Origin of the sequence: Pantoea sp. SM3640 (genome assembly GCF_015654165.1) — a bacterium.
In the GTDB taxonomy this organism is placed as follows: Bacteria; Pseudomonadota; Gammaproteobacteria; order Enterobacterales; family Enterobacteriaceae; genus Pantoea; species Pantoea vagans.
Map to the genome: position 1 here is coordinate 1,034,592 of NZ_CP064872.1, position 23,537 is coordinate 1,058,128.

At 54.8% G+C, this 23,537-nt stretch carries 19 protein-coding genes; 17 read left to right on the forward strand and 2 right to left on the reverse strand.

Going from position 1 to position 23,537, the window contains the following annotated elements; translation table 11 throughout:
• Positions 1-58 precede the first annotated feature (58 nt).
• On the reverse strand, positions 59-1,276 hold the full coding sequence (locus IV493_RS04925; protein WP_033733369.1) for a pyridoxal phosphate-dependent aminotransferase: 1,218 nt from the start codon (positions 1,274-1,276) through the stop codon (positions 59-61).
• A 963-nt stretch (positions 1,277-2,239) separates the two neighbouring features.
• Here IV493_RS04925 and lrhA point away from each other — a divergent pair.
• The 15 genes from lrhA to IV493_RS05000 all read left to right on the forward strand — a co-directional run bounded on the left by lrhA (position 2,240) and on the right by IV493_RS05000 (position 19,553).
• Positions 2,240-3,163: a transcriptional regulator LrhA gene (gene lrhA / locus IV493_RS04930; RefSeq protein WP_013358575.1), complete on the forward strand. Its 924-nt coding sequence runs from the start codon at positions 2,240-2,242 to the stop codon at positions 3,161-3,163.
• A gap of 638 nt (positions 3,164-3,801) precedes the next feature.
• Positions 3,802-4,245: an NADH-quinone oxidoreductase subunit A gene (locus IV493_RS04935; protein WP_010258058.1), complete on the forward strand. Its 444-nt coding sequence runs from the start codon at positions 3,802-3,804 to the stop codon at positions 4,243-4,245.
• A 15-nt stretch (positions 4,246-4,260) separates the two neighbouring features.
• Positions 4,261-4,938 (forward strand): NADH-quinone oxidoreductase subunit B family protein, encoded by a 678-nt coding sequence (locus tag IV493_RS04940; protein ID WP_013358574.1) that lies wholly within the window; start codon positions 4,261-4,263, stop codon positions 4,936-4,938.
• Between the two features lie 113 nt (positions 4,939-5,051).
• The gene (nuoC, locus tag IV493_RS04945; RefSeq protein ID WP_013358573.1) at positions 5,052-6,851 is read left to right on the forward strand and encodes an NADH-quinone oxidoreductase subunit C/D; all 1,800 of its coding nucleotides are present in this window, start codon (positions 5,052-5,054) and stop codon (positions 6,849-6,851) included.
• 2 nt (positions 6,852-6,853) lie between these two features.
• Positions 6,854-7,369: an NADH-quinone oxidoreductase subunit NuoE gene (gene nuoE / locus IV493_RS04950; protein ID WP_003854243.1), complete on the forward strand. Its 516-nt coding sequence runs from the start codon at positions 6,854-6,856 to the stop codon at positions 7,367-7,369.
• A gap of 2 nt (positions 7,370-7,371) precedes the next feature.
• Positions 7,372-8,712 (forward strand): NADH-quinone oxidoreductase subunit NuoF, encoded by a 1,341-nt coding sequence (nuoF, locus tag IV493_RS04955; RefSeq protein WP_175501446.1) that lies wholly within the window; start codon positions 7,372-7,374, stop codon positions 8,710-8,712.
• A gap of 112 nt (positions 8,713-8,824) precedes the next feature.
• Positions 8,825-11,548, forward strand: coding sequence for an NADH-quinone oxidoreductase subunit NuoG (gene nuoG / locus IV493_RS04960; protein ID WP_195857824.1), 2,724 nt, complete (start codon positions 8,825-8,827; stop codon positions 11,546-11,548).
• Positions 11,545-12,522, forward strand: coding sequence for an NADH-quinone oxidoreductase subunit NuoH (gene nuoH, locus IV493_RS04965; RefSeq protein ID WP_003854240.1), 978 nt, complete (start codon positions 11,545-11,547; stop codon positions 12,520-12,522). The genes nuoG and nuoH overlap by 4 nt, the downstream gene beginning before the upstream one ends.
• A gap of 11 nt (positions 12,523-12,533) precedes the next feature.
• The gene (gene nuoI / locus IV493_RS04970) at positions 12,534-13,076 is read left to right on the forward strand and encodes an NADH-quinone oxidoreductase subunit NuoI (protein ID WP_003854239.1); all 543 of its coding nucleotides are present in this window, start codon (positions 12,534-12,536) and stop codon (positions 13,074-13,076) included.
• Between the two features lie 10 nt (positions 13,077-13,086).
• Positions 13,087-13,638: an NADH-quinone oxidoreductase subunit J gene (nuoJ, locus tag IV493_RS04975; protein ID WP_003854237.1), complete on the forward strand. Its 552-nt coding sequence runs from the start codon at positions 13,087-13,089 to the stop codon at positions 13,636-13,638.
• A complete protein-coding gene (gene nuoK / locus IV493_RS04980; RefSeq protein WP_003854236.1) occupies positions 13,635-13,937 on the forward strand; it encodes an NADH-quinone oxidoreductase subunit NuoK in 303 nt (100 codons plus the stop codon). Before nuoJ ends, nuoK begins: the two co-directional genes overlap by 4 nt.
• Positions 13,934-15,769 carry an NADH-quinone oxidoreductase subunit L gene (nuoL, locus tag IV493_RS04985; RefSeq protein ID WP_147789455.1) on the forward strand — a complete coding sequence of 612 codons (1,836 nt, stop codon included), beginning with the start codon at positions 13,934-13,936 and terminating at the stop codon, positions 15,767-15,769. Before nuoK ends, nuoL begins: the two co-directional genes overlap by 4 nt.
• Positions 15,770-15,979: 210 nt before the next feature.
• Positions 15,980-17,500, forward strand: a complete 1,521-nt coding sequence (nuoM, locus tag IV493_RS04990; RefSeq protein WP_010258081.1) for an NADH-quinone oxidoreductase subunit M — start codon at positions 15,980-15,982, stop codon at positions 17,498-17,500.
• Positions 17,501-17,506: 6 nt separating this feature from the next.
• Positions 17,507-18,964, forward strand: coding sequence for an NADH-quinone oxidoreductase subunit NuoN (gene nuoN, locus IV493_RS04995; protein WP_013358569.1), 1,458 nt, complete (start codon positions 17,507-17,509; stop codon positions 18,962-18,964).
• 130 nt (positions 18,965-19,094) lie between these two features.
• A complete protein-coding gene (locus tag IV493_RS05000) occupies positions 19,095-19,553 on the forward strand; it encodes a GNAT family N-acetyltransferase (protein WP_013358568.1) in 459 nt (152 codons plus the stop codon).
• Positions 19,554-19,585: 32 nt separating this feature from the next.
• Here IV493_RS05000 and IV493_RS05005 read toward each other — a convergent pair whose 3' ends face one another.
• Positions 19,586-21,244: a glucan biosynthesis protein D gene (locus IV493_RS05005; RefSeq protein ID WP_013358567.1), complete on the reverse strand. Its 1,659-nt coding sequence runs from the start codon at positions 21,242-21,244 to the stop codon at positions 19,586-19,588.
• Positions 21,245-21,579: 335 nt separating this feature from the next.
• Between IV493_RS05005 and elaB the strand changes: the two genes are divergently transcribed.
• Positions 21,580-21,891 carry a stress response protein ElaB gene (elaB, locus tag IV493_RS05010; RefSeq protein WP_013358566.1) on the forward strand — a complete coding sequence of 104 codons (312 nt, stop codon included), beginning with the start codon at positions 21,580-21,582 and terminating at the stop codon, positions 21,889-21,891.
• Positions 21,892-22,137: 246 nt separating this feature from the next.
• Complete coding sequence (locus tag IV493_RS05015) at positions 22,138-23,334, forward strand: nicotinamide mononucleotide deamidase-related protein YfaY (RefSeq protein ID WP_195857825.1); 1,197 nt, start codon at positions 22,138-22,140, stop codon at positions 23,332-23,334.
• Positions 23,335-23,537: the final 203 nt, after the last annotated feature.

Below are 23,537 nucleotides of genomic sequence, written 5' to 3' on the forward strand. Positions count from 1 at the left end.
TTAGCAGGCAGGGGAGAGACAGGCTCTCCCCAAATAGCGTCAGTATACGCGGGCGTGATTACTGGCGATAGCCTTGCAGGAAGCGACCAAATTTATTAATCGCCATCTCCAGATCATCCACACGAGGCAGCGTAACAATGCGCAGGTGATCGGGCCATGGCCAGTTGAACGCGCTACCCTGTACCAGCAGCACCTTCTCCTGAAGCAGAAAATCCAGCACCATTTTTTGATCGTCAAAAATATTGAATTTTTTGGCGTCAATTTTCGGGAACATGTAGAGCGCGCCCTGCGGCTTCACACAGCTGACGCCGGGAATATCGTTGATCAATTCCCAGGCACGCTGGCGCTGCTCATAAAGACGACCACCAGGCATGATAAATTCGCTGATGCTTTGGTAGCCGCCCAGCGCCGTCTGAATGGCATGCTGGGCCGGTACGTTGGCACACAGGCGCATAGACGCGAGCATCTCCAGCCCTTCAATGTAGCCTTTCGCATGTTTCTTTGGCCCGTTCAGTACCATCCAGCCCTGACGGAAACCGGCTACACGATAGGTTTTAGAAAGGCCATTGAAGGTCACGGTCAGCAGATCAGGGGCCAGGGCTGCGATGCAGTGGTGCTGTGCCTCGTCGTAAAGGATCTTATCGTAGATCTCATCGGCAAAAATAATCAGGTTATGCTGACGCGCAATCTCAACCACCTCTAACAGCAGCTCTTTGCTGTAGACCGCGCCGGTCGGGTTATTCGGGTTGATAATCACGATACCGCGGGTACGCGGGGTGATCTTGCTGCGGATATCATCCAGGTCAGGGAACCAGCCTGCTGACTCATCACACAGATAGTGCACCGCTTTTCCGCTGGAAAGGGAAACCGCAGCCGTCCACAACGGATAGTCAGGCGCTGGCACCAGCATTTCGTCGCCGCTGTTCAGTAACGCCTGCATCGCCTGCACGATGAGCTCTGAAACGCCGTTGCCAATGTAGATATCTTCTACCGTGACATCACGCATGTCGCGCGCCTGATAGTGCTGCATGATCGCTTTTCGGGCGGAATAGAGACCCTTGGAGTCGCAATAGCCCTGAGCACTGGGAAGATTACGAATCACATCGACCAGAATCTCATCCGGTGCTTCGAAACCAAACGGCGCCGGATTGCCGATGTTCAGCTTAAGAACTTTATTGCCTTCTTCTTCGAGGCGCTTCGCCTCTTTCAGGACCGGGCCACGGATGTCATAACAGACGTTATCGAGTTTTCCGGATTTATCTATTTGAAAAGTCATTGTTACCGCCTTAACGGGCAGAATCCTTTTTGGCTGCCACTGAAATCGAACCAGCACAATGTACTCTCCTGTCGGTCACAAATGAAGGGTGCCGCCCCGTTTTGGCGGGTTCAACAACTATTTAGACGGTGAGTAGCGTAAAAAATATTTACTAAGGCGCGAGGTGGTTGATAAAACTAGAAATGATGCATATAGAAATATTTTAAACTATCTAAAGCGGGGCAGAGACAACATATGGCTTGGGTATTGTGAAATGAAATATGAACGTTATGGAAAGGACGCTTTTCTTTGCACCTGAAATATACACTCAGGTAAATAGTTAAAGGATATTTTATAAACGTTCACTTTGTGGACAATTTTATGACGCGTGCAACGACTACGCCTTAACACTGCTTAAGAGTGGCCTGTTTAAGGCCTTGTGATCGCCGGAAAAGTACCAAATGAAGAGGTGTTTCTGGCACGCTTTTATCAGGATTGTGAGCAGTACTTAACACTTCTTCACTAAATTTCGGAACACTGAAGGCTTAAAAAGTGATCAATAATGTGGCATAAGGGTCCGGAAATGCCTTTAGCACAAAATTTACAGCGCTTTTCACAAAATCATTTCCATTTTGAAGTCAAAAATGATTAAGTATAATTTATTATTTAATGCACATAGCCGCTTCGTCTTGCTGGCCTGAAAAGTGCGATTTTTATCCCGCCCGATAATTTCTGGTGGGAATAAGACAACTACGCAGCTTCCTGCATTTGCGCACCCCAGCGCCATCGGTTCAGAAGTTGTATCTGTCTTGAGAGCACCGTGACCCTTTCAATTGAGTCAGCAGTGCCGGTTCCAGATGAATTTTTTTTGTGTCAGTCTTCACACAGGACTGTCATTAAGCACCATTACTGCTTATCACTTTGATAAGCTTGTAATAACACCAGGGTAGTAGTTCGTAAAAATCTTATAAGTGAAGAAAAAACATGACTAATGCAAATCGTCCGATACTCAATCTCGACCTCGATCTGCTGAGAACTTTCGTTGCCGTTGCGGATTTGAATACCTTTGCAGCGGCCGCTGCAGCGGTCTGCAGAACCCAGTCAGCAGTCAGTCAGCAGATGCAGCGTCTGGAACAATTGGTAGGTAAAGAGCTGTTTGCCAGACATGGACGTAATAAGCTGTTAACAGAGCACGGGATCCAGCTTTTAGGCTATGCCAGAAAAATCCTTCGTTTCAACGACGAAGCCTGCACTTCGCTGATGTACAGTAATATTCAGGGCGTGCTGACCATTGGTGCCTCTGATGACACCTCTGACACTATTCTGCCTTTCCTGTTAAACCGGGTAACCTCGGTTTATCCGAAACTGGCAATCGATGTTCGGGTTAAACGTAATCCGTTTATGATGGAAATGCTCAATCAGGGTGAAGTGGACCTGGTTGTGACGACCTCAAGCCCGGGTAACTTTACCTATCAGGTACTGCGTACTTCACCTACCTTGTGGTACTGCGCAGCGGATTATATCTTCCAGCGCGGCGAAGCTATTCCATTGGTGCTGCTGGATGAGCCAAGTCCTTACCGCGATATGGCGATTGATCATCTCAATGAAGCTGGCATACCGTGGCGTATCTCATACGTCGCTTCCACACTGGCTGCAGTACGCGCCGCGGTGAAAGCGGGACTGGGCGTGACAGCGCGTCCGGTAGAGATGATGAGCCCGGAACTGCGTGTTATGGGTGCGGCGGAAGGGCTGCCGGTATTGCCGGATACGCAATATCTGCTGTGCCGCAATCCTGACAGCGATAATGAGCTGGCACTGGCTATCTTTAACGCCATGCAGTCCACCAACGACCCGTATAACCTGAGCAATAATCCAGACGGTACGCTGTTGCTGGATGACGAAGAGTAATTTCGCTAACGTGTTGTACTCAACACAGGCATAGTTGCCTTAACAAACGCTTATAAATAGGCCTCTCATTCCCTGAACAGAACGAGAGGCTTTTTTGTGTCTGCGCCTCGCCCGACTCTCCTCACCAGCTCTTCTCCCTGACGTTACCCTCCTGAATAATTTCATCCTGCAATGAACTGAAACGTAAAGACCGAAAAAACGAATCATTTGTTCTGGATCGCTGTTTCAAGTGGAGAAAATTAGCGCACAAAGGACAGAAGTGTGTTCTGGATCAAGAAAATACCCCTGAGAAGGGGAAGGAAAACAGGATGATACCTGTCAAAATATGTTTGTTAAATGCACGATCCATGCATGTGAATACCCGCTACACTAAAATTAACCCTACAGACTGAAGCGATTTAGCTGGAAAGCGGGGCATCATTTGTTAATAATATGATGCAGGTGTGAAATAATGTTTGGATACTTTTGTCAAAGTTGACAAAAGGTTATAGAAAGGAGTAAAAAACCCCATAAAATGGCTGCTTATTACCTGATAACAGCAACATTTAAAAGGTTTTTACCCTTCCCTTGAATCGATGTGGTCAGTTTGCTGCGGGAAACGCGTGCAGGATGCCAGCGCCACTTTTGATGAGTAAGCAATGAGTATGTCAACTACCACCGAAATCATCGCTCAGCACTGGGCGTTTATCGTATTTATCGTTATTGCCTTTGGCCTGTGTGCTTTCATGCTGACCGGAGGATGGCTGCTTGGCGGCAGAGCGCGCGCCCGCTACAAAGACACGCCATTCGAATCGGGCATCGAATCCGTTGGTGATACCCATATCCGCCTGTCGGCGAAATTTTATCTGGTTGCGATGTTTTTCGTCATTTTCGACGTCGAAGCCCTCTTTTTATACGCATGGGCGACTTCAATCCGTGAAAGCGGTTGGATCGGCTTTGTGGAAGCCGCAATTTTCATTTTGGTGCTCCTGGCGGGTCTGGTCTATCTGGTACGCATTGGCGCACTGGACTGGGCGCCAGCTCGTCGTCGCGTGGTGGTGAAAACCACTACGGTCAGCCACACCAATCCTCATAAGCAGTAAAAGAGAGGCAATAAGATGGACTATACGCTCACCCGCATAGACCCGAACGGTGGTGAGAACGACCGTTATCCTCTGCAAAAGCAGGAAATCGTCAGCGATCCGCTGGAGCAGCACGTTCATCGCAGCGTTTATATGGGCAAACTCGAAAATGCCCTGCATGACATGGTGAACTGGGGACGTAAAAACTCCCTCTGGCCCTACAACTTCGGCTTGTCCTGTTGTTACGTAGAGATGACAACGTCGTTCACCGCGGTTCACGACGTGGCGCGTTTTGGTGCGGAAGTTATGCGCGCCTCGCCACGTCAGGCAGATTTCATGGTTATTGCCGGTACGCCGTTTACTAAAATGGCCCCGGTCATTCAGCGTTTGTACGATCAGATGCTGGAGCCAAAGTGGGTGATCTCTATGGGTGCCTGCGCCAACTCGGGCGGCATGTATGACATCTATTCGGTGGTGCAGGGCGTCGATAAATTCCTGCCGGTCGATGTTTACATTCCTGGCTGCCCGCCACGTCCTGAAGCCTACATGCAGGCACTGCTGCTGTTGCAGGAGTCGATCGGCAAAGAGCGCCGTCCGCTTTCGTGGGTTGTCGGCGACCAGGGCGTTTACCGCGCCAACATGCCTTCAGAGCGTGAAAGAAAACGCTCAGAGCGCATCGCAGTCACAAACCTGCGCAGCCCGGACGAAGTTTAAAACCGTATGGATGGAAAACCGCGCCTGCAGCAGAACATCACAATTTAATGCATGGCCCCATCCTGACGCCTTCATTTGAGTGCCTGAGACCAGGCCGGAATGGTGAGTAACGTATGACAGATTTGACCACGCAAGATCTCGCTCAGCCTCTATGGCAAACCCGTGATCACCTTGATGACCCGGTGATCGGCGAGTTGCGTAACCGTTTTGGGCCGGATGCCTTCACTGTACAGCCAACCCGCACCGGCATTCCGGTGGTCTGGGTTAAGCGTGAACAGATACTGGAAATTACCGAGTTCCTGCGTAAATTACCCAAGCCTTACGTCATGCTGTATGACCTGCATGGCGTGGATGAGCGTTTGCGTACCCACCGTGCAGGCCTGCCTGCGGCGGATTTTTCCGTTTTCTACCACCTGCTGTCGATTGAGCGCAACCGCGACATCATGCTCAAGGTGGCACTCTCTGAAAACGACATGCATCTGCCGACCATCACCCGTCTTTTCCCGAATGCCAACTGGTATGAGCGTGAAACCTGGGAGATGTTTGGTATTACCTTTGATGGCCACCCGCACCTGACCCGCATCATGATGCCGTCGACCTGGGAAGGCCATCCGCTGCGTAAGGATTACCCGGCGCGCGCCACCGAATTCGATCCTTTCACGCTGACTAAGCAGAAAGAAGATTTAGAGATGGAGGCGCTGACTTTTAAGCCCGAAGACTGGGGCATGAAGCGCAGTACTACCAACGAAGACTTCATGTTCCTCAACCTCGGGCCTAACCACCCGTCGGCGCACGGTGCATTCCGCATCATTCTGCAGCTGGATGGTGAAGAGATTGTCGACTGCGTGCCTGACATCGGTTATCACCATCGTGGTGCCGAAAAGATGGGTGAACGTCAGTCGTGGCACAGCTACATTCCTTACACAGACCGTATCGAATACCTCGGCGGTTGCGTAAACGAAATGCCGTACGTGCTGGCAGTGGAAAAACTGGCCGGTATCGTGGTGCCCGATCGCGTTAACGTGATCCGTGTCATGCTCTCTGAGCTGTTCCGCATCAACAGCCATCTGCTCTATATCTCCACCTTTATTCAGGACGTCGGTGCCATGACACCGGTGTTCTTTGCCTTTACCGATCGCCAGAAAATCTATGACGTAGTTGAAGCCATTACCGGTTTCCGTATGCATCCGGCCTGGTTCCGCATCGGTGGCGTCGCACACGACCTGCCGCGTGGCTGGGAACGTCTGCTGCGTGACTTCCTGGACTGGATGCCGAAGCGTCTGAAGGAATATGACAAAGCTGCACTGCGTAACACCGTGCTGATTGGTCGTTCTAAAGGCGTGGCTGCGTACAACATGGAAGAGGCGCTGGCGTGGGGCACGACCGGTGCCGGTCTGCGTGCAACGGGTCTCGACTTTGACGTGCGTAAATGGCGTCCCTATTCAGGCTACGAAAACTTCGATTTCGAAATCCCGGTCGGCGACGGCGTCAGCGATGCGTATAGCCGCGTTCAGCTGAAGATGGAAGAGATGTGGCAGTCGCTGCGTATTCTTGAGCAGTGTCTCAATAATATGCCAGAGGGGCCGTTTAAAGCGGATCACCCGCTGACCACGCCGCCACCCAAAGAGCGCACGCTGCAGCACATTGAAACGCTGATTACCCACTTCCTGCAGGTGTCCTGGGGACCGGTGATGCCAGCCAATGAATCGTTCCAGATGATTGAAGCGACGAAAGGGATCAACAGCTACTACCTGACCAGCGATGGCAGCACCATGAGCTACCGCACCCGCGTGCGTACGCCGAGCTTCCCGCATCTGCAGCAGATTCCTTCCGTAATCCGTGGCAGCCTGGTATCCGACCTGATCGTATATCTGGGTAGTATCGATTTTGTTATGTCAGACGTGGACCGCTAATTATGCACGATCAACACATTGCCATTAAAACGATCGACCCTAACGAGGTCTTCGTGCTGAGCGCGGAAGAGCATCACGCTATTGAGCACGAAAAACACCACTACGAAGATGCGCGTGCAGCCTCGATTGAAGCGCTGAAGATCGTGCAGAAACAGCGTGGCTGGGTGCCGGACGGCGCGATCAACGCGATCGCGGATGTGCTGGGTATCCCGGCAAGCGACGTTGAAGGTGTGGCGACGTTTTACAGCCAGATCTTCCGTCAGCCGGTTGGCCGTCATGTGATCCGTTACTGTGACAGCGTGGTCTGTCACATCACCGGTTATCAGGGCATCCAGTCCGCACTGGAGCAGCAGCTCAATATCAAACCGGGTCAGACCACGGCTGATGGCCGCTTTACGCTGCTGCCAACCTGCTGTCTGGGCAACTGCGACAAGGGCCCAACGATGATGGTGGATGAAGATACGCATGTGCATCTGACGCCGGAAGGCATTCCTTCTTTGCTGGAGCAGTATCAATGACAATTAAACAGATCATTCGTACTGCTGAAACCCATCCGCTGACCTGGCGGATGCGTGACGACAAGCAACCTGTCTGGCTTGATGAATACCGCAGCAAAAACGGCTATGCCGGTGCGGAAAAAGCGCTGAAAAGCATGTCACAGGATGAAATCGTCGCAGCAGTGAAAGATTCCGGCCTGAAAGGGCGTGGCGGTGCTGGCTTCTCTACCGGTCTGAAGTGGAGCCTGATGCCGAAAGATGAGTCGATGAACATCCGTTACCTGCTGTGTAACGCCGATGAGATGGAACCCGGCACCTATAAAGACCGCCTGCTGATGGAGCAGATGCCTCATCAACTGGTGGAAGGGATGCTGATCAGTGCCTTTGCACTGAAGGCTTACCGTGGCTATATCTTCTTACGTGGCGAATACATTGAAGCCGCGGTGCATCTGCGCCGTGCGATTGCTGAAGCGACGGAAGCGGGTTATCTCGGCAAAAATATTCTTGGCACCGGCTTCGATTTTGAGCTGATCGTCCACACCGGCGCAGGGCGTTATATCTGCGGCGAAGAGACGGCATTGATTAACTCCCTGGAAGGCCGTCGTGCTAACCCGCGTTCCAAGCCGCCATTCCCGGCAAGTGCGGGCGCGTGGGGCAAACCGACCTGCGTGAATAACGTGGAAACCCTCTCCAACGTCCCGGCGATTCTGGCCAACGGCGTCGAGTGGTACAAAAACATCTCTAAAAGCGAAGATGCTGGTACCAAAATGATGGGCTTCTCAGGACGGGTTAAAAATCCTGGCGTCTGGGAGCTGCCATTCGGTATCACCGCGCGTGAAATCCTGGAAGATTATGCGGGCGGCATGCGTGACGGACTGAAGTTCAAAGCCTGGCAGCCGGGTGGGGCAGGGACCGACTTCCTGACCGACCAGCATCTGGATCTGCCGATGGAGTTTGCCAGCATCGGCAAAGCAGGCAGCCGTCTCGGCACCGCGCTGGCGATGGCGGTCGATCACGAAATCAATATGGTCTCGCTGGTGCGCAACCTGGAAGAGTTCTTTGCCCGTGAGTCGTGCGGCTGGTGTACGCCGTGTCGTGATGGCCTGCCGTGGAGCGTGAAAATTCTGCGTGCGCTGGAGCAGAAGCAGGGTCAGCCAGGGGATATCGAAACCCTGCTGCAACTCTGCCGTCAGCTTGGCCCGGGTAAAACCTTCTGTGCGCATGCGCCGGGTGCGGTTGAGCCGCTGCAGAGTGCGATTAAATATTTCCGTGAAGAGTTTGAAGCTGGCATGGCTCCGCAGGTGTTTGGCAATACCCGCGCCATTGGCGGGATCCAGCCAAACCTGCTGAAAGCGCGCTGGTAATTCGCCACAGCATACGGAAAAGGCCTGGTGCCGCCGCCCCGACAATGTCGTGCGTCGGGGCAAGAATATGATTAACGCTCGTCTCTGACGAGCCTTACGGAAGCATGTCACTATGGCTACAATTCATGTAGACGGTAAAGAGTATGATGTGAACGGAGCGGACAACCTGCTACAGGCATGTCTCTCTCTGGGCCTTGATATTCCTTACTTTTGCTGGCATCCGGCGCTGGGAAGCGTTGGGGCCTGCCGCCAGTGTGCGGTAAAGCAATTCCAGAATGCCGAAGATACCCGCGGCCGTCTTGTCATGTCCTGCATGACGCCGGCCTCTGACGGCACATTCATCTCCATCGATGATGGCGAAGCGAAAGAGTTCCGCGAAAGCGTGGTGGAGTGGCTGATGACCAACCACCCGCACGACTGCCCGGTGTGTGAAGAGGGCGGTAACTGTCACCTGCAGGATATGACAGTCATGACCGGCCATAGCTTCCGCCGCTATCGCTTCACTAAGCGTACCCACCGTAATCAGGATCTCGGCCCGTTCATCTCCCATGAGATGAACCGCTGTATCGCCTGTTACCGCTGCGTGCGTTACTACAAAGATTATGCCGATGGCAAAGATCTGGGTGTCTACGGCGCGCACGACAACGTCTACTTTGGTCGCCCGGAAGATGGCACGCTGGAGAGCGAATTCTCCGGCAACCTGGTTGAAATCTGCCCGACCGGCGTCTTCACCGACAAAACCCACTCCGAACGCTATAACCGTAAATGGGATATGCAGTTTGCGCCGAGCATCTGCCAGCAGTGCAGCGTTGGCTGTAACACCAGCCCGGGTGAACGTTATGGTGAGTTACGCCGTATCGAAAACCGTTATAACGGCACTGTAAACCACTATTTCCTGTGTGACCGTGGCCGCTTTGGCTATGGCTACGTGAACCGTAAAGATCGCCCACGTCAGCCGATGCTGCTGCGCGGCAACGACTGGGTCACACTGAACGCAGAGCAGGCGGTTAACGCTGGTGCAGATTTGCTGCGTCAGGCGAAGAAAGTGATTGGTATCGGCTCGCCGCGCGCCAGCATTGAAAGTAACTTCGCCCTGCGTGAACTGGTGGGTGCAGAGAACTTCTCAACCGGCATGGCAGCGGGCGAACAGGCTCGTCTTGAACTGATGCTCAACGTCCTGCGCGAGGGCGGTATCTATACGCCATCGCTACGTGAAATTGAAAGCTACGACGCGGTGCTGGTGCTGGGTGAAGACCTGACACAGGTGGGCGCACGCGTGGCGCTCTCTGTGCGTCAGGCAGTGAAAGGCAAAGCGCGTGATATGGCCGCTGCGCAGAAAGTCGCAGACTGGCAGATCGCCGCCATCATGAACATCGGTCAGAACGCCAAACATCCGCTGTTTGTTACCCACGTTGATGAAACCCGTCTGGATGATATCGCGGCATGGAGCTATCGTGCGCCGGTTGAAGATCAGGCGCGCCTCGGCTTCGCTATCGCCAGTGCACTGGATGAGTCTGCACCTGCGGTCACCGATTTCGACAGCAAACTCAGCGGGAAAATGGATGTTGTCGTGCAGGCGCTGGCCGGCGCGAAAAAGCCCTTAATTATCTCCGGTACCCACTCAGGCAGCAGCGCAGTGATTGAAGCCGCGGCTAACGTGGCGAAAGCCCTGAAGGCACGCGGTGCAGATGTCGGCATTACTCTGCTGGCAGGTCACGCGAACAGCATCGGCCTGGGCATGATTGGCGGCAATCCGCTGGAGCAGGCGCTGGAGCAGCTGAGCAACGGTGAAGCCGATGCGCTGGTGGTGCTGGAAAATGACCTTTATCGCCATGCGCCGAAAGCACTGGTAGATGCGGCACTGGCTCAGACCACTAACGTGATTGTGGTTGATCATCAGCGTACTGCAACGCTCGAGAAAGCGGGTCTGGTGTTATCTACCGCCAGCTTTGCTGAAAGTGATGGCACCTCGATTAACCATGAAGGCCGCGCTCAGCGCTTCTTCCAGGTTTACGACCCTGCCTATTACGACAACAACATTGTGATGCTGGAAAGCTGGCGCTGGCTGCACTCGCTGCACAGCACGCTGGAAAGTCGTCATGTGGACTGGACCCAGCTCGATCACGTGATCGATGCGGTGGTCACCCGTCTGCCACAGCTCGCGGGCATTAAAGAAGCCGCCCCGGACGCCAGCTTCCGCATCCGTGGTCAGAAACTGTCACGCTCTCCGATCCGTGCCAGTGGACGTACTGCCGCGCGCGCGAATATCAGCGTTCATGAACCGCGTCAGCCGCAGGACCAGGACACGATGTTCGCCTTCTCAATGGAAGGTAACAACCAGCCCTCTGCACCACGCTCACAGATTCCGTTTGCCTGGGCACCAGGCTGGAACTCACCGCAGGCGTGGAACAAGTTCCAGGCAGAAGTGGGCGGCAAACTGCGTCATGGCGATCCGGGCGTGCGCCTGTTTGAAGCCAGCGCAGGTGAGTTACCGTGGTTCACTAGCGTGCCAAAAGCCTTTATCAGTGATGCGCAGTGGCGTGTGGCACCTTTATATCGGCTGTTCGGCAGCGAAGAGATGTCACAGCGTTCACCGGTCTTCCAGCAGCGTATGGCTGAGCCTGCGCTGGTGATTAACCCGGAGGATGCGGCAAAACTGGGCGTCAACAATGGCGCGGCGGTGGAGTTCAGCTGTGCCGGTGAGACAGTGCGTCTGCCGGTCCGTTTCTCGGCGTCACTGCAGGCGGGACAGATTGGTCTGCCGCTGGGTATGCCGGGCGTTCCACCATTCCTGGCGAACGGTAAAATCGACACTCTGCAGGAGGCGGCGCAATGAGCTGGTTAACACCGGACGTTATCGACATTCTGCTGGCCATTGTTAAAGCCATCGTGATTCTGCTGGTGGTGGTGGCCTGCGGCGCGTTCATGAGCTTCGCCGAGCGTCGTCTGCTCGGCCTGTTCCAGAACCGTTATGGGCCAAACCGCGTAGGCTGGGGCGGCTCGCTGCAGCTGGTGGCGGACATGATCAAAATGTTCTTCAAAGAGGACTGGGTCCCGCCGTTTACCGACCGCTTTATCTTTACCCTTGCACCGGTTATCGCCTTTGTTTCACTGCTGCTGGCTTTTGCTATCGTGCCGGTTTCGCCCACCTGGATGGTAACAGACCTGAATATCGGTCTGCTGTTCTTCCTGATGATGGCGGGCCTTGCGGTCTACGCGGTGCTGTTTGCTGGCTGGTCGAGTAACAACAAATACTCGCTGCTGGGTGCGATGCGCGCCTCGGCGCAGACCCTGAGCTACGAAGTGTTCCTGGGTCTGTCGCTGATGGGTGTGGTAGCACAGGCGGGCTCGTTCAATATGAACGATATCGTCAACAGCCAGACGCATCTCTGGAACATCATTCCGCAGTTCTTCGGTTTCGTGACCTTCTGTATTGCGGGCGTGGCGGTGTGTCACCGTCATCCGTTTGACCAGCCAGAAGCGGAGCAGGAACTGGCGGACGGCTACCACATTGAATATGCCGGTATGAAGTTCGGCCTGTTCTTTGTCGGCGAATATGTGGCGATTACCACCGTTTCAGCGCTGATCGTAACGCTGTTCTTTGGTGGCTGGCACGGACCTTTCCTGCCGCCGTTCATCTGGTTCGCCCTGAAAACGGCGTTCTTTATGATGATGTTCATCCTGATCCGTGCTGCGCTTCCGCGTCCACGCTACGACCAGGTGCTGTCATTCGGCTGGAAAGTGTGTCTGCCGTTGACGCTGTTGAACCTGCTGGCGACTGCCGCAGTGATTCTCTACACAGCGCCGTAAGGGGTTAACAAATGACTTTGAAAGATATTGTCGTAGGTTTCGGCACGACAGTTCGCAGTATCTGGCTGATCGGGCTGCACGCCTTCGCCAAACGTGAAACGCAGATGTACCCGGAAGAGCCGGTTTATCTGCCACCGCGCTATCGTGGCCGTATCGTGTTAACCCGCGATCCGGACGGCCAGGAGCGTTGCGTTGCCTGTAACCTGTGTGCGGTTGCCTGTCCGGTTGGCTGTATTTCACTGCAGAAAGCTGAAACCAAAGATGGCCGCTGGTACCCGGAGTTCTTCCGCATCAACTTCTCACGCTGCATCTTCTGTGGCATGTGTGAGGAAGCCTGTCCGACCACGGCGATTCAGCTGACGCCCGATTTTGAACTGGGTGAGTTTAAGCGTCAGGATCTGGTGTATGAGAAGGACGATCTGCTGATTTCGGGGCCGGGTAAATATCCGGAGTACAACTTCTACCGCATGGCAGGTATGGCGATTGACGGTAAAGATAAGGGCGAAGCGGAAAACGAAGCGAAGCCTATCGACGTCAAAGGCTTATTACCTTAAGGAGCAAGGCATGGAATTTGCGTTTTATCTTTGCGGACTGGTGGCGGTGCTGACGACGTTGCGCGTCATTACCCACACTAATCCGGTACATGCGTTGCTGTACCTGATCGTTTCGCTGTTGTCGATTGCGGGCGTCTTCTTCTCGATGGGGGCCTATTTTGCCGGTGCCCTGGAGATCATCGTCTACGCCGGGGCCATCATGGTGCTGTTCGTCTTCGTGGTTATGATGCTGAACCTGGGCAAACAGACCGAGAAGCAGGAGCGCGAGTGGCTCAGTCCGTCGCTGTGGATTGGACCGGGCATCGTTTCATTACTGCTGCTGGTGGTAATGATCTACGCCATCCTGACAGCCAATGACCAGGGCATTGATGGCACCATCATCGACGCCAAAGCGGTCGGCATCAGCCTGTTTGGTCCTTACGTGCTGGCGGTTGAACTGGCTTCGATGCTGCTGCTGGCGGGTCTGGTCGTGGCGTTCCATATCGGTCGTGAAGAGCGTCAGGGCGAAGTCCTGAGTAACCGTAATGCTGACGCCGCTCAGGTGAAAAAGGAGAACGCATGATCCCGTTACAACATGGATTGATTCTTGCTGCCGTGCTGTTTGTCCTTGGACTGACGTCGCTGGTGATACGCCGCAATCTGCTGTTTATGCTGATCGGCCTTGAAATCATGATCAACGCCGCCGCTTTAGCTCTGGTGGTTGCCGGGAGCTACTGGGGTCAGGCCGATGGACAGGTGATGTATATCCTGGCTATCAGCCTGGCGGCAGCGGAAGCCAGTATTGGTCTGGCACTGCTGCTTCAGCTCTATCGTCGTCGTCAGACGCTGAACATTGATACTGTGAGCGAGATGCGCGGATGAATCTTCTCTATTTAACTGTCTTGTTTCCGCTGATCGGCTTTCTGCTGTTAGCGTTTTCCCGCGGTCGCTGGTCAGAGAACCTGTCGGCCACGGTGGGTATGGGATCGGTGGGTCTGGCAGCACTGACTACGGCAATGATCGGTTTCGACTTCTTCGCCAATGGCCAGCAAGCTTACACCCAGGCACTCTGGACGTGGATGCATGTCGGCAATTTCGACATGAAGGTGAATCTGACGCTGGACGGCCTGTCGCTGACCATGCTGTCGGTCGTAACCGGCGTCGGCTTCTTCATTCATATGTTCGCCTCCTGGTACATGCGTGGAGAGGAGGGCTACTCCCGCTTCTTCGCCTACACCAACCTGTTTATCGCCAGCATGGTGGTTCTGGTGCTGGCCGATAACCTGATGCTGATGTATCTGGGCTGGGAAGGGGTAGGGCTCTGCTCTTATCTGCTGATCGGTTTCTACTACAGCAATCCGGAAAACGGCAAAGCGGCGATGAAAGCGTTCATCATTACCCGCGTGGGCGACGTCTTCCTGGCATTCGGTCTGTTCATTCTCTACAACGAGCTGGGCACGCTGAACTTCCGCGAGATGATGGAACTGGCTCCGGCGCACTTTGCCGCAGACAACCATATGCTGCAGTGGGCGACGCTGATGCTGCTGGGTGGCGCGGTCGGTAAATCTGCGCAGCTGCCGTTGCAGACCTGGCTGGCCGATGCGATGGCGGGTCCGACACCGGTTTCGGCGCTGATTCACGCCGCGACCATGGTGACGGCGGGTGTTTACCTGATTGCCCGCAGCCACGGTCTCTTCCTGCTGACGCCGGAAGTGCTGCATCTGGTTGGTATCATCGGGGCGGTTACCCTAGTGCTGGCGGGCTTTGCCGCGCTGGTGCAGACCGACATCAAACGCGTTCTCGCTTACTCTACCATGAGCCAGATTGGCTACATGTTCCTGGCGCTGGGCGTTCAGGCGTGGGATGCGGCGATTTTCCATCTGATGACGCACGCCTTCTTTAAAGCATTACTGTTCCTCTCATCAGGTTCAGTGATTCTGGCCTGCCATCACGAGCAGAACATCTTCAAAATGGGTGGCTTGCGTAAGAGCATTCCGCTGGTCTACACCTGCTTCCTGGTCGGTGGCGCGGCGCTGGCGGCACTGCCGCTGATTACGGCGGGCTTCTACAGTAAAGATGAAATTCTGTTTGGTGCGCTGGCTAACGGCCACATTAATCTGATGGTAGCGGGTCTGGTCGGGGCGTTCCTGACCTCCATCTATACCTTCCGCATGATCTTCATCGTGTTCCATGGCGAAGAGAAAATTCATGCACACGCCGGTAAAGGCATTACCCATCATCTGCCGCTGATTGTGCTGCTGCTGCTCTCCACCTTTATTGGTGCGCTGATTACGCCACCGCTGGCGGGTGTACTGCCAGCCAATGAGTTCGGTGAAGCGGGCAAAGTGGGACTGGAAATCACCTCGGGCGTGGTCGCGATTGTCGGCATTCTGATCGCTGCCGCACTGTGGCTGGGCAAACGTGAGCTGGTAACCCGTATCGCAAACAGTGCACCGGGCCGCTTCTTCGGCACCTGGTGGTTTGCGGCATGGGGCTTCGACTGGCTCTACGATAAAGTGTTCGTCAAACCTTACCTGGGTATTGCGTGGCTGCTGAAGCGCGACCCACTGAATGGTCTGATGAACCTGCCTGCGCTGCTGTCACGCATTGCCAATAAAGGTCTGGTGGTCAGTGAAAATGGCTACCTGCGCTGGTACGTGGCGTCAATGAGTGTGGGTGCCGTGCTGGTGCTGGCTCTGCTGCTGGTGATTTAAAGATTGATGAGCGGGGCAGGTTAGTTAATCTGCCCATTGAGAATGTCAAAAATTGTCCTGAGCAAGGGCGTTATCGTCGCAGCCAGTTTGGTTACCGCCAGCGCACAGCAACCGGAGCATACCGAGGTATGTGAGGATTGCGAGTACTGCCGGGAATCAAAATGGCAAGTAAGATAGCCCGAACTAAGACAAAGAAAAGGGAAGTGTGCCGTGTTATTACCTTGGCTAATTATCATACCCTTCGTCGGCGGTCTGATCTGCTGGCTCACTGAGCGCCTTGGCGCGAAGGTGCCACGCTGGATCGCGCTGATCACCATGGGGCTGACGTTGGCGCTTTCACTGCAACTCTGGTTGCAGGGAGGCTATTCACTGACGCAGGCAGCGGGCATTCCGCAGTGGCAGTCAAGTTTCTCCGTTCCGTGGATCCCACGCTTCGGCATCAGCTTTCATTTAGCCATTGATGGCCTGTCGCTGCTGATGGTGGTGCTGACCGGTCTGCTCGGTCTGATGGCGGTGCTCTGTTCCTGGAATGAGATTTCAAAGTATCAGGGCTTCTTCCATCTGAATCTGATGTGGATCCTGGGCGGCGTAATCGGTGTGTTCCTCTCCATCGACCTGTTCCTGTTCTTCTTCTTCTGGGAAATGATGCTGGTGCCGATGTACTTCCTCATCGCGCTCTGGGGTCATAAAGCATCGGACGGTAAAACCCGTATCTCCGCTGCGACCAAATTCTTCATCTATACCCAGGCTTCGGGTCTGGTGATGCTGATTGCGATTCTGGGCCTGGTGTTTGTCCACTACAACGCGACCGGCGTCTGGACATTCAACTACGAACAGCTGCTGCAGACGCCAATGTCGAGCGGGGTTGAATATCTGCTGATGCTGGGCTTCTTTATCGCCTTTGCGGTCAAGATGCCGGTTGTGCCATTGCACGGCTGGCTGCCGGATGCGCACAGTCAGGCGCCCACAGCCGGTTCTGTTGACCTGGCGGGTATCCTGCTGAAAACCGCGGCTTACGGCTTACTCCGTTTCAGCCTGCCGCTGTTCCCGAACGCGTCAGCCGAGTTTGCGCCGATTGCCATGTGGTTAGGCATCATCGGTATCTTCTACGGTGCCTGGATGGCCTTCTCGCAGACCGACATCAAACGTCTGATTGCCTATACCTCGATTTCGCACATGGGCTTTGTGCTGATTGCCATCTACACCGGCAGCCAGCTGGCGCTGCAGGGTGCGGTGATTCAGATGATTGCACACGGTCTGTCCGCTGCGGCACTCTTCATTCTGTGTGGTCAGCTGTATGAGCGTCTGCATACCCGTGATATGCGTCAGATGGGTGGCCTGTGGTCGCGCATCAAATGGATTCCGGGTCTGTCGCTGTTCTTTGCTGTCGCCAACCTCGGTATGCCGGGCACCGGTAACTTTGTCGGCGAATTTATGATTCTGACCGGCAGCTTCCAGGTGGTGCCGATGATTATCATCATCGCGACCTTTGGTCTGGTGTTCGCTTCGATTTACTCGCTGGTGATGATGCAGCGTGCTTACTACGGCGAAGCGAAATCGAAAGATCCGCTGCCAGGCATGTCACCGCGTGAGTTTATGACCATCGGTGTTCTGGTGGTGCTGCTGGTGCTGCTGGGCGTCTATCCACAGCCGATTCTGGATACTTCGCACGCTGCCATGAGCAATATTCAGCAGTGGTTTACCGCTTCAATTTCAACTACAAGGCCGTAATTCGCCATGACAATAACTCCTCACCAATTGATTGCGTTGCTACCGCTGTTAATCGTCGGATTGACGGTGGTGGTTGTGATGCTGTCCATTGCCTGGCGACGCAACCACTTCGTTAATGCCACGCTAACGGTAGTTGGCCTGAACCTGGCGCTGCTCTCGCTCTACTTTGTCGGTCAGGTCGGGGCAATGGATGTCACGCCGCTGCTGCGCGTCGATGGCTATTCGATGTTTTACACCGCGCTGGTGATGCTGGCGAGCCTGGCGACCTGTACCTTTGCCTATCCATGGCTGGCGGGTTACCCGGACAACAAAGATGAGTTCTACCTGCTGGTGCTGATTGCGGCGCTGGGTGGCATCGTGCTGGCCAGTGCTAACCATCTGGCTTCGCTGTTCATCGGCATTGAGCTGTTGTCGCTACCGCTGTTTGGTCTGATTGGCTACGCTTTCCGCCAGAAACGTTCGCTGGAAGCGGCGCTGAAATACACCATTCTTTCTGCGGCGGCCTCATCGTTCCTGCTGTTTGGCATTGCGCTGATCTACGCTGATTCCGGTAACCTGAGCTTCGTGGCGCTGGGTCAGAGCCTGACAGACAGCATGATCCACGAGCCACTGCTGCTGGTGGGTCTGGGCATGATGATTATCGGTCTGGGCTTCAAGCTGTCGCTGGTTCCGTTCCACCTCTGGACGCCCGATGTTTATCAGGGGGCGCCTGCACCGGTTTCAACCTTCCTGGCCACCGCCAGCAAGATTGCCATCTTCGGTGTCATCATGCGTCTGTTCATGTATGCGCCGGTGACTGACAGCGAAGCGGTGCGAACGGTACTGGCCATGATCGCGTTTGTGTCGATTCTGTTCGGTAACCTGATGGCGATTTCGCAGAGCAACATCAAGCGTCTGCTGGGTTACTCCTCTATCGCCCATCTCGGTTATCTGCTGGTCGCGCTGATTGCGGTGAAAGATCATCAGCTGTCGCTGGAAACCTCGGGTGTTTACCTGGCGGGTTATCTGTTCAGCAGCCTGGGTGCCTTTGGTGTGGTGAGCCTGATGTCCAGCCCGTATCGTGGCCCGGATGCCGACTCGCTCTACTCCTATCGTGGTCTGTTCTGGCATCGTCCTGTCCTGTCTGCGGTCATGACGGTGATGATGTTGTCGCTGGCAGGTATCCCGATGACGCTGGGCTTTATCGGTAAATTCTACGTTATCGCGTCAGGTGTCAGTGCTCACCTGTGGTGGCTGACCGGTGCCGTGGTCGCGGGCAGCGCGATTGGCCTCTATTACTATCTGCGCGTGACGGTCAGTCTCTACCTCAGCCCGCCGGAACTGCATACCCGTGACACCCCGGCTAACTGGGCATTTACGGCCGGTGGTGTGGTCGTGCTGATCTCCGCCATTCTGGTGCTGCTGTTAGGGGTTTACCCGCAGCCGCTGATCAGACTGGTGCAGATGGCTCAGCCGCTGATGTAAGCAGGTATCTGCAACTGATGAATCAGGCCTCCGGGCCTGATTTTTTTTGCCTTTAAGACGAGGTAACCCTGCCGATGCTGGATGGCGGCACCGTTCTGATGTAGCGTGTTGTGATTAGCAAGGAGAGACCATGAACATTGACTGGCAGGATAAACACCATAGCGAACTCACCGCCCGGGAACTTTATGACTTACTGGCATTGCGCAGTGCCGTGTTCGTCGTGGAACAGCAGTGCGCGTATCAGGATGTGGATGGCAAAGATTTGCAGGCAGGAAACCGGCATCTGCTGGGGATAGCGGATGGCCAGTTGGTGGCCTATGCGCGACTTCTCTCGCCGGAAGATAAGACCAGCCCGGTAAAAATCGGACGGGTGATTGTGTCCGATCGGGTGCGTGGTGCGCGGCTGGGCAGCCGTCTGATGGAGAAGGCGATCAGCCGTTGTCAGCTGCACTGGCCGGGTCACGATCTGTTTCTCTCCGCTCAGGCACATCTGGAAAATTTTTACGGGCAGTATGGCTTTGTGGCGGCAGGGGAGAGCTACCTGGAAGATGGCATTCCGCATATTGATATGGTGAAAACTGCGCTATAAAAAAGGCGAGGCCTGAGCCTCGCCTGTTTCCATCAACCCACCGTCATCTGACGGTCATCGACATATTTGCGCTGATCCGGCGCAGGCGGGAAATACTGATAAAGCCACGTTTCACTCAGCGTCTCATCCTTGCTACGCAGGAACAGACGCATTTCCACCGGCTGAGTGGAATCACTGTTCGGATACCAGTCAAACAGAATGCGGTATCCCTTCAGCGGATCGACATACAGAATTTCAACCTGCTTCACGCTGCCCGATGAGACAGTAATCACCGGCTCAATGCCTTTCGGCGCGGCAGCCTGCAGATCACCACCAATAAAATCGATGGCGAAGCGACGGCACCAGGTTTCAGGGAAGTGCTCGCCAGGCGCCCAGCCTTCCGGGAAGCCACCGATACCGGTACGGGTGGCATCCACACGCGCCAGACCGCTTCGCACTGGCGGCAGACCACTCCAGTAGAGTTTGTAGGAGAAGTTCAGCTCACTACCCGCTTTGACCGGTTCCGCCGGTTGCCAGAAGCAGACGATGTTATCCAGCGTTTCACCCGTGGTTGGGATCTCCATCAGGTTGATCGCGCCTTTGCCCCACTTGCCGACCGGCTCAACCCACAGGCTCGGACGTTTGTCATACCAGCCAATCACATCCTGGTAATCTTTGAAGTCGTGATTCAGCTGCAGCAGGCCAAAGCCACGCGGATTCTCATCTTCATAGGCGTTGAACTGCAGACGCTGCGGATTATTCAGCGGGCGGGCAATCCATTCGCCTTTACCGGTCCACATCGCCAGACGATCGGAGTCGTGGATCTGCGGATGGTAAGTGTTGCACATGCGACGTTCGTTGGTGCCGCAGCTGAACATGCTGGTCATTGGCGAGATGCCGATCTGACGGATCTCTTTACGGGCAAACAGGTGGTTTTCTACTTCCATCACCACGCGTTTCTCTTCGCAATGAATGATGAACTTATAAGCACCGGTAAGGCTGGCACCATCCAGCAGGGCGTAACAGGTGAAAGTGGTATCTTCCGCTTTTGGCGTTTCAAACCAGAAGGCGGTGAAGTCCGGGAACTCTTCCTGACCGTTGCTGAAAGTGTTAATCGCCACGCCACGCGCCGAGAGACCGTACTGGAAGGTATCGTCAACGGCACGGAAGTAGCTTGCGCCGAGGAAAGAGACGATGTCGCGACGGGCCAGCTCCGGCTTTTTAAAGGCGCGGAAACCGGCGAAGCCGAGGTCAGTTTTGCCCTCCAGCTGCTTTGTATCCACGTGGGCGTTGTTGTAGTTGAACAGCTCGGGGCGGAAATGAATTTCGCGCGCCTCGCGGCTTGCGCCGTCAACAGAGAACATACGGATGCGACGCTTAAAGCCCATACCAACATGGAAGAACTGCACATCCAGTTGACGGTCAGGCAGGTTATTCCACAGCGAGTGGTTAGCGTCATACTGAATTTCGTTGTACGCCTGCGGGGTCAGTGTAGCCAGCGTCTCCGGCAGCGCGCCTGGTGCACCGCCCCAGGGTTTTTTAGCCAGCGCGGCCGCGTTTTTCTTCAGTACGTCAAAATCGAAGCGTACGGCGGTTCCGTCAGCAATGCCATCTTCTGCCCATGCGGATTGCGCAAACAGCGTTGACAGGCCGGTCATGCCGCTGACGGCGGAGAAGGCCATTGACGCTTTCATAAACATTCTTCGATTCATGCCAGAGATCATTCCTTAGCTGTTCGAGGGTGTCGTGACTGTTGTGCCAAATGCACTTTTATGGCCCGATAATCACAGGCAACAGAGGGGTACGACAGTAGGGTTACTGGAAAATTCAGTCCCGACAAAATTTATCAGATTAATCAAAGAAGCGAAGCGAAATTCGGCGGTTGCCGTGGCGTCTTACACTTCTTTGCGCAGCGAAACGGTGCACCGCCTGAGTTGAGCAACTTTAGCAGATGAAAAATCAGGTGATTCCTGGATCAGGAAAACAGCAGAGCGCCAGATTATGACTATAGTTAGTGAACTGCTTTGCAATTCACACGGAGGAAACGATGGTAAACCAGACAAATCAATTCGAAACGAACCTCGATGACGATATTGCGTTACTGACCGAAACGCTGGAAGAAGTGCTTAAGGCATCAGGCGATCCGGCCGATCAGAAGTACATTGAGCTCAAAAGCAAAGCCGAACAGGCGCTGAACGATGTGAAATCCCGTGTCAGCCAGGCGTCAGATAGCTATTACTATCGCGCTAAACAGGCGGCTTACCGCGCTGACGATTACGTGCATGAAAAACCGTGGCAGGGCGTCGGTATTGGCGCAACTGCCGGTCTGGTGCTCGGTCTGCTGCTGGCCCGTCGCTAATCGCGACCTGCTCATTCAGATGTAGCAGACAACTGCAGTGAAAAAACGGCGGGGAAATCCCGCCGTTTTTGTTGACTTCTTACTGTCCTGAATTCACTCATCTGCGCCATTGAATCCCGCTCAACCCTCTGACATTTAAGCGCAACGTGCTGCCTTAGCCGCAACAATCACAATCGCTGGTAATGCCGATTGTGTTTCCCGGGTGGACTTCATACAGTGAAGCAAACGTGAAAAGGAGAATCCGACGTGATTAGAGTAGAGATGCTGTCAACCGGGGATGAGGTGCTGCATGGCCAAATCGTCGACACCAATGCAGCCTGGCTGGCGGATATGCTGTTCCAGCAGGGTTTGCCCATGACCAGTCGCACCACGGTAGGGGATTCACTCGAGTCGCTGATCGCTACGCTGCAGGCGCGCAGTCATGAAGCCGATGTGCTGATCGTCAATGGCGGTCTGGGGCCAACCAGTGATGATCTTAGTGCGCTGGCTGCAGCCCGCGCCTGTGGGGTTGAACTGGCGATGCAGCAGGAGTGGCTGGAGCAGATGGAAGCCTGGTTTGCCAGCCGTGGACGGGTGATGGCGGCCAGCAATCGCAAGCAGGCTGAAATCCCGGCCAATGCGGAGCTGATTGATAATCCGGTCGGAACCGCCTGTGGCTTTGCCCTGCAACTCAATCGCTGCTGGATGTTCTTCACGCCTGGCGTGCCGTCTGAATTTAAAGTGATGGTGGAGCAACAGATCATTCCGCGTCTGAAAACAAAATTCTCGCCGCCCGAACCGCCGGTTTGTCTGCGGCTGACCACCTTTGGTCGCGGTGAAAGTGATATAGCCGCCGAACTGGAGCCACTCGCCCTGCCGGAAGGGGTGGTGATGGGGTATCGCTCATCGATGCCAATCATTGAGATCAAGCTTACCGGCCCGGCCAGCCAGCGGGTGGCGATGGAGCAGGTGTGGCAGCAGGTGCGTCTGCTTCTGGCGGAGTGCACAATTTTTGAAGGCACCGAAGGTCTGCCGGCACTGCTGGCCCGCGAGCTGGAGCAGCGCGGTGAACAACTGGCGGTCAGCGAGCAATACACCGCCGGTCTGCTTTACTGGCAACTGGCGGCCGCCAGCGTGCCGTTGCGTGGCGCGGACATTCTGCCACCAAAGTTGGAGACGCTGGAGCAGCAGGTGAGCCGCACCCGCGATCTTGCCGCGCAGCAGCAGGCAGCGCTGGCACTCTCTGTTGGCAGCCTGGAACAGGAAGAGATTTCGGTGGCGTTGCATACGCCAGAGGGCAGTTTTGGTCAGCGCGTGAAGTTCAGCACCGGTCGCTATAACCTTGAAACGCGGCAGAAGGTGGTGGCGATGATGGCGATGAACATGCTGCGTCGCTGGTTGCACGGCAGTGAAGTCAGCACCGGTCACGGCTGGATTGATGTGGTTGAAACTGTCAGACAGTAATGTCAGTGAAAATAAAACGGGCGCCTGAGGCGCCCGTTTTACTTCAGGATGCTGACCAGTTTAGCCTTGGTGGCTTTCAGACCGAGCCTGCGAAGGGAACACGGTCAGATCGGAAAGACGCAAAACCCGTCATCCCTGACCTGCTCTACCCATGCCATCCATGGCGTGGGACGCTTTCCTCTTCTGACCGTGTTCCCTGCGCT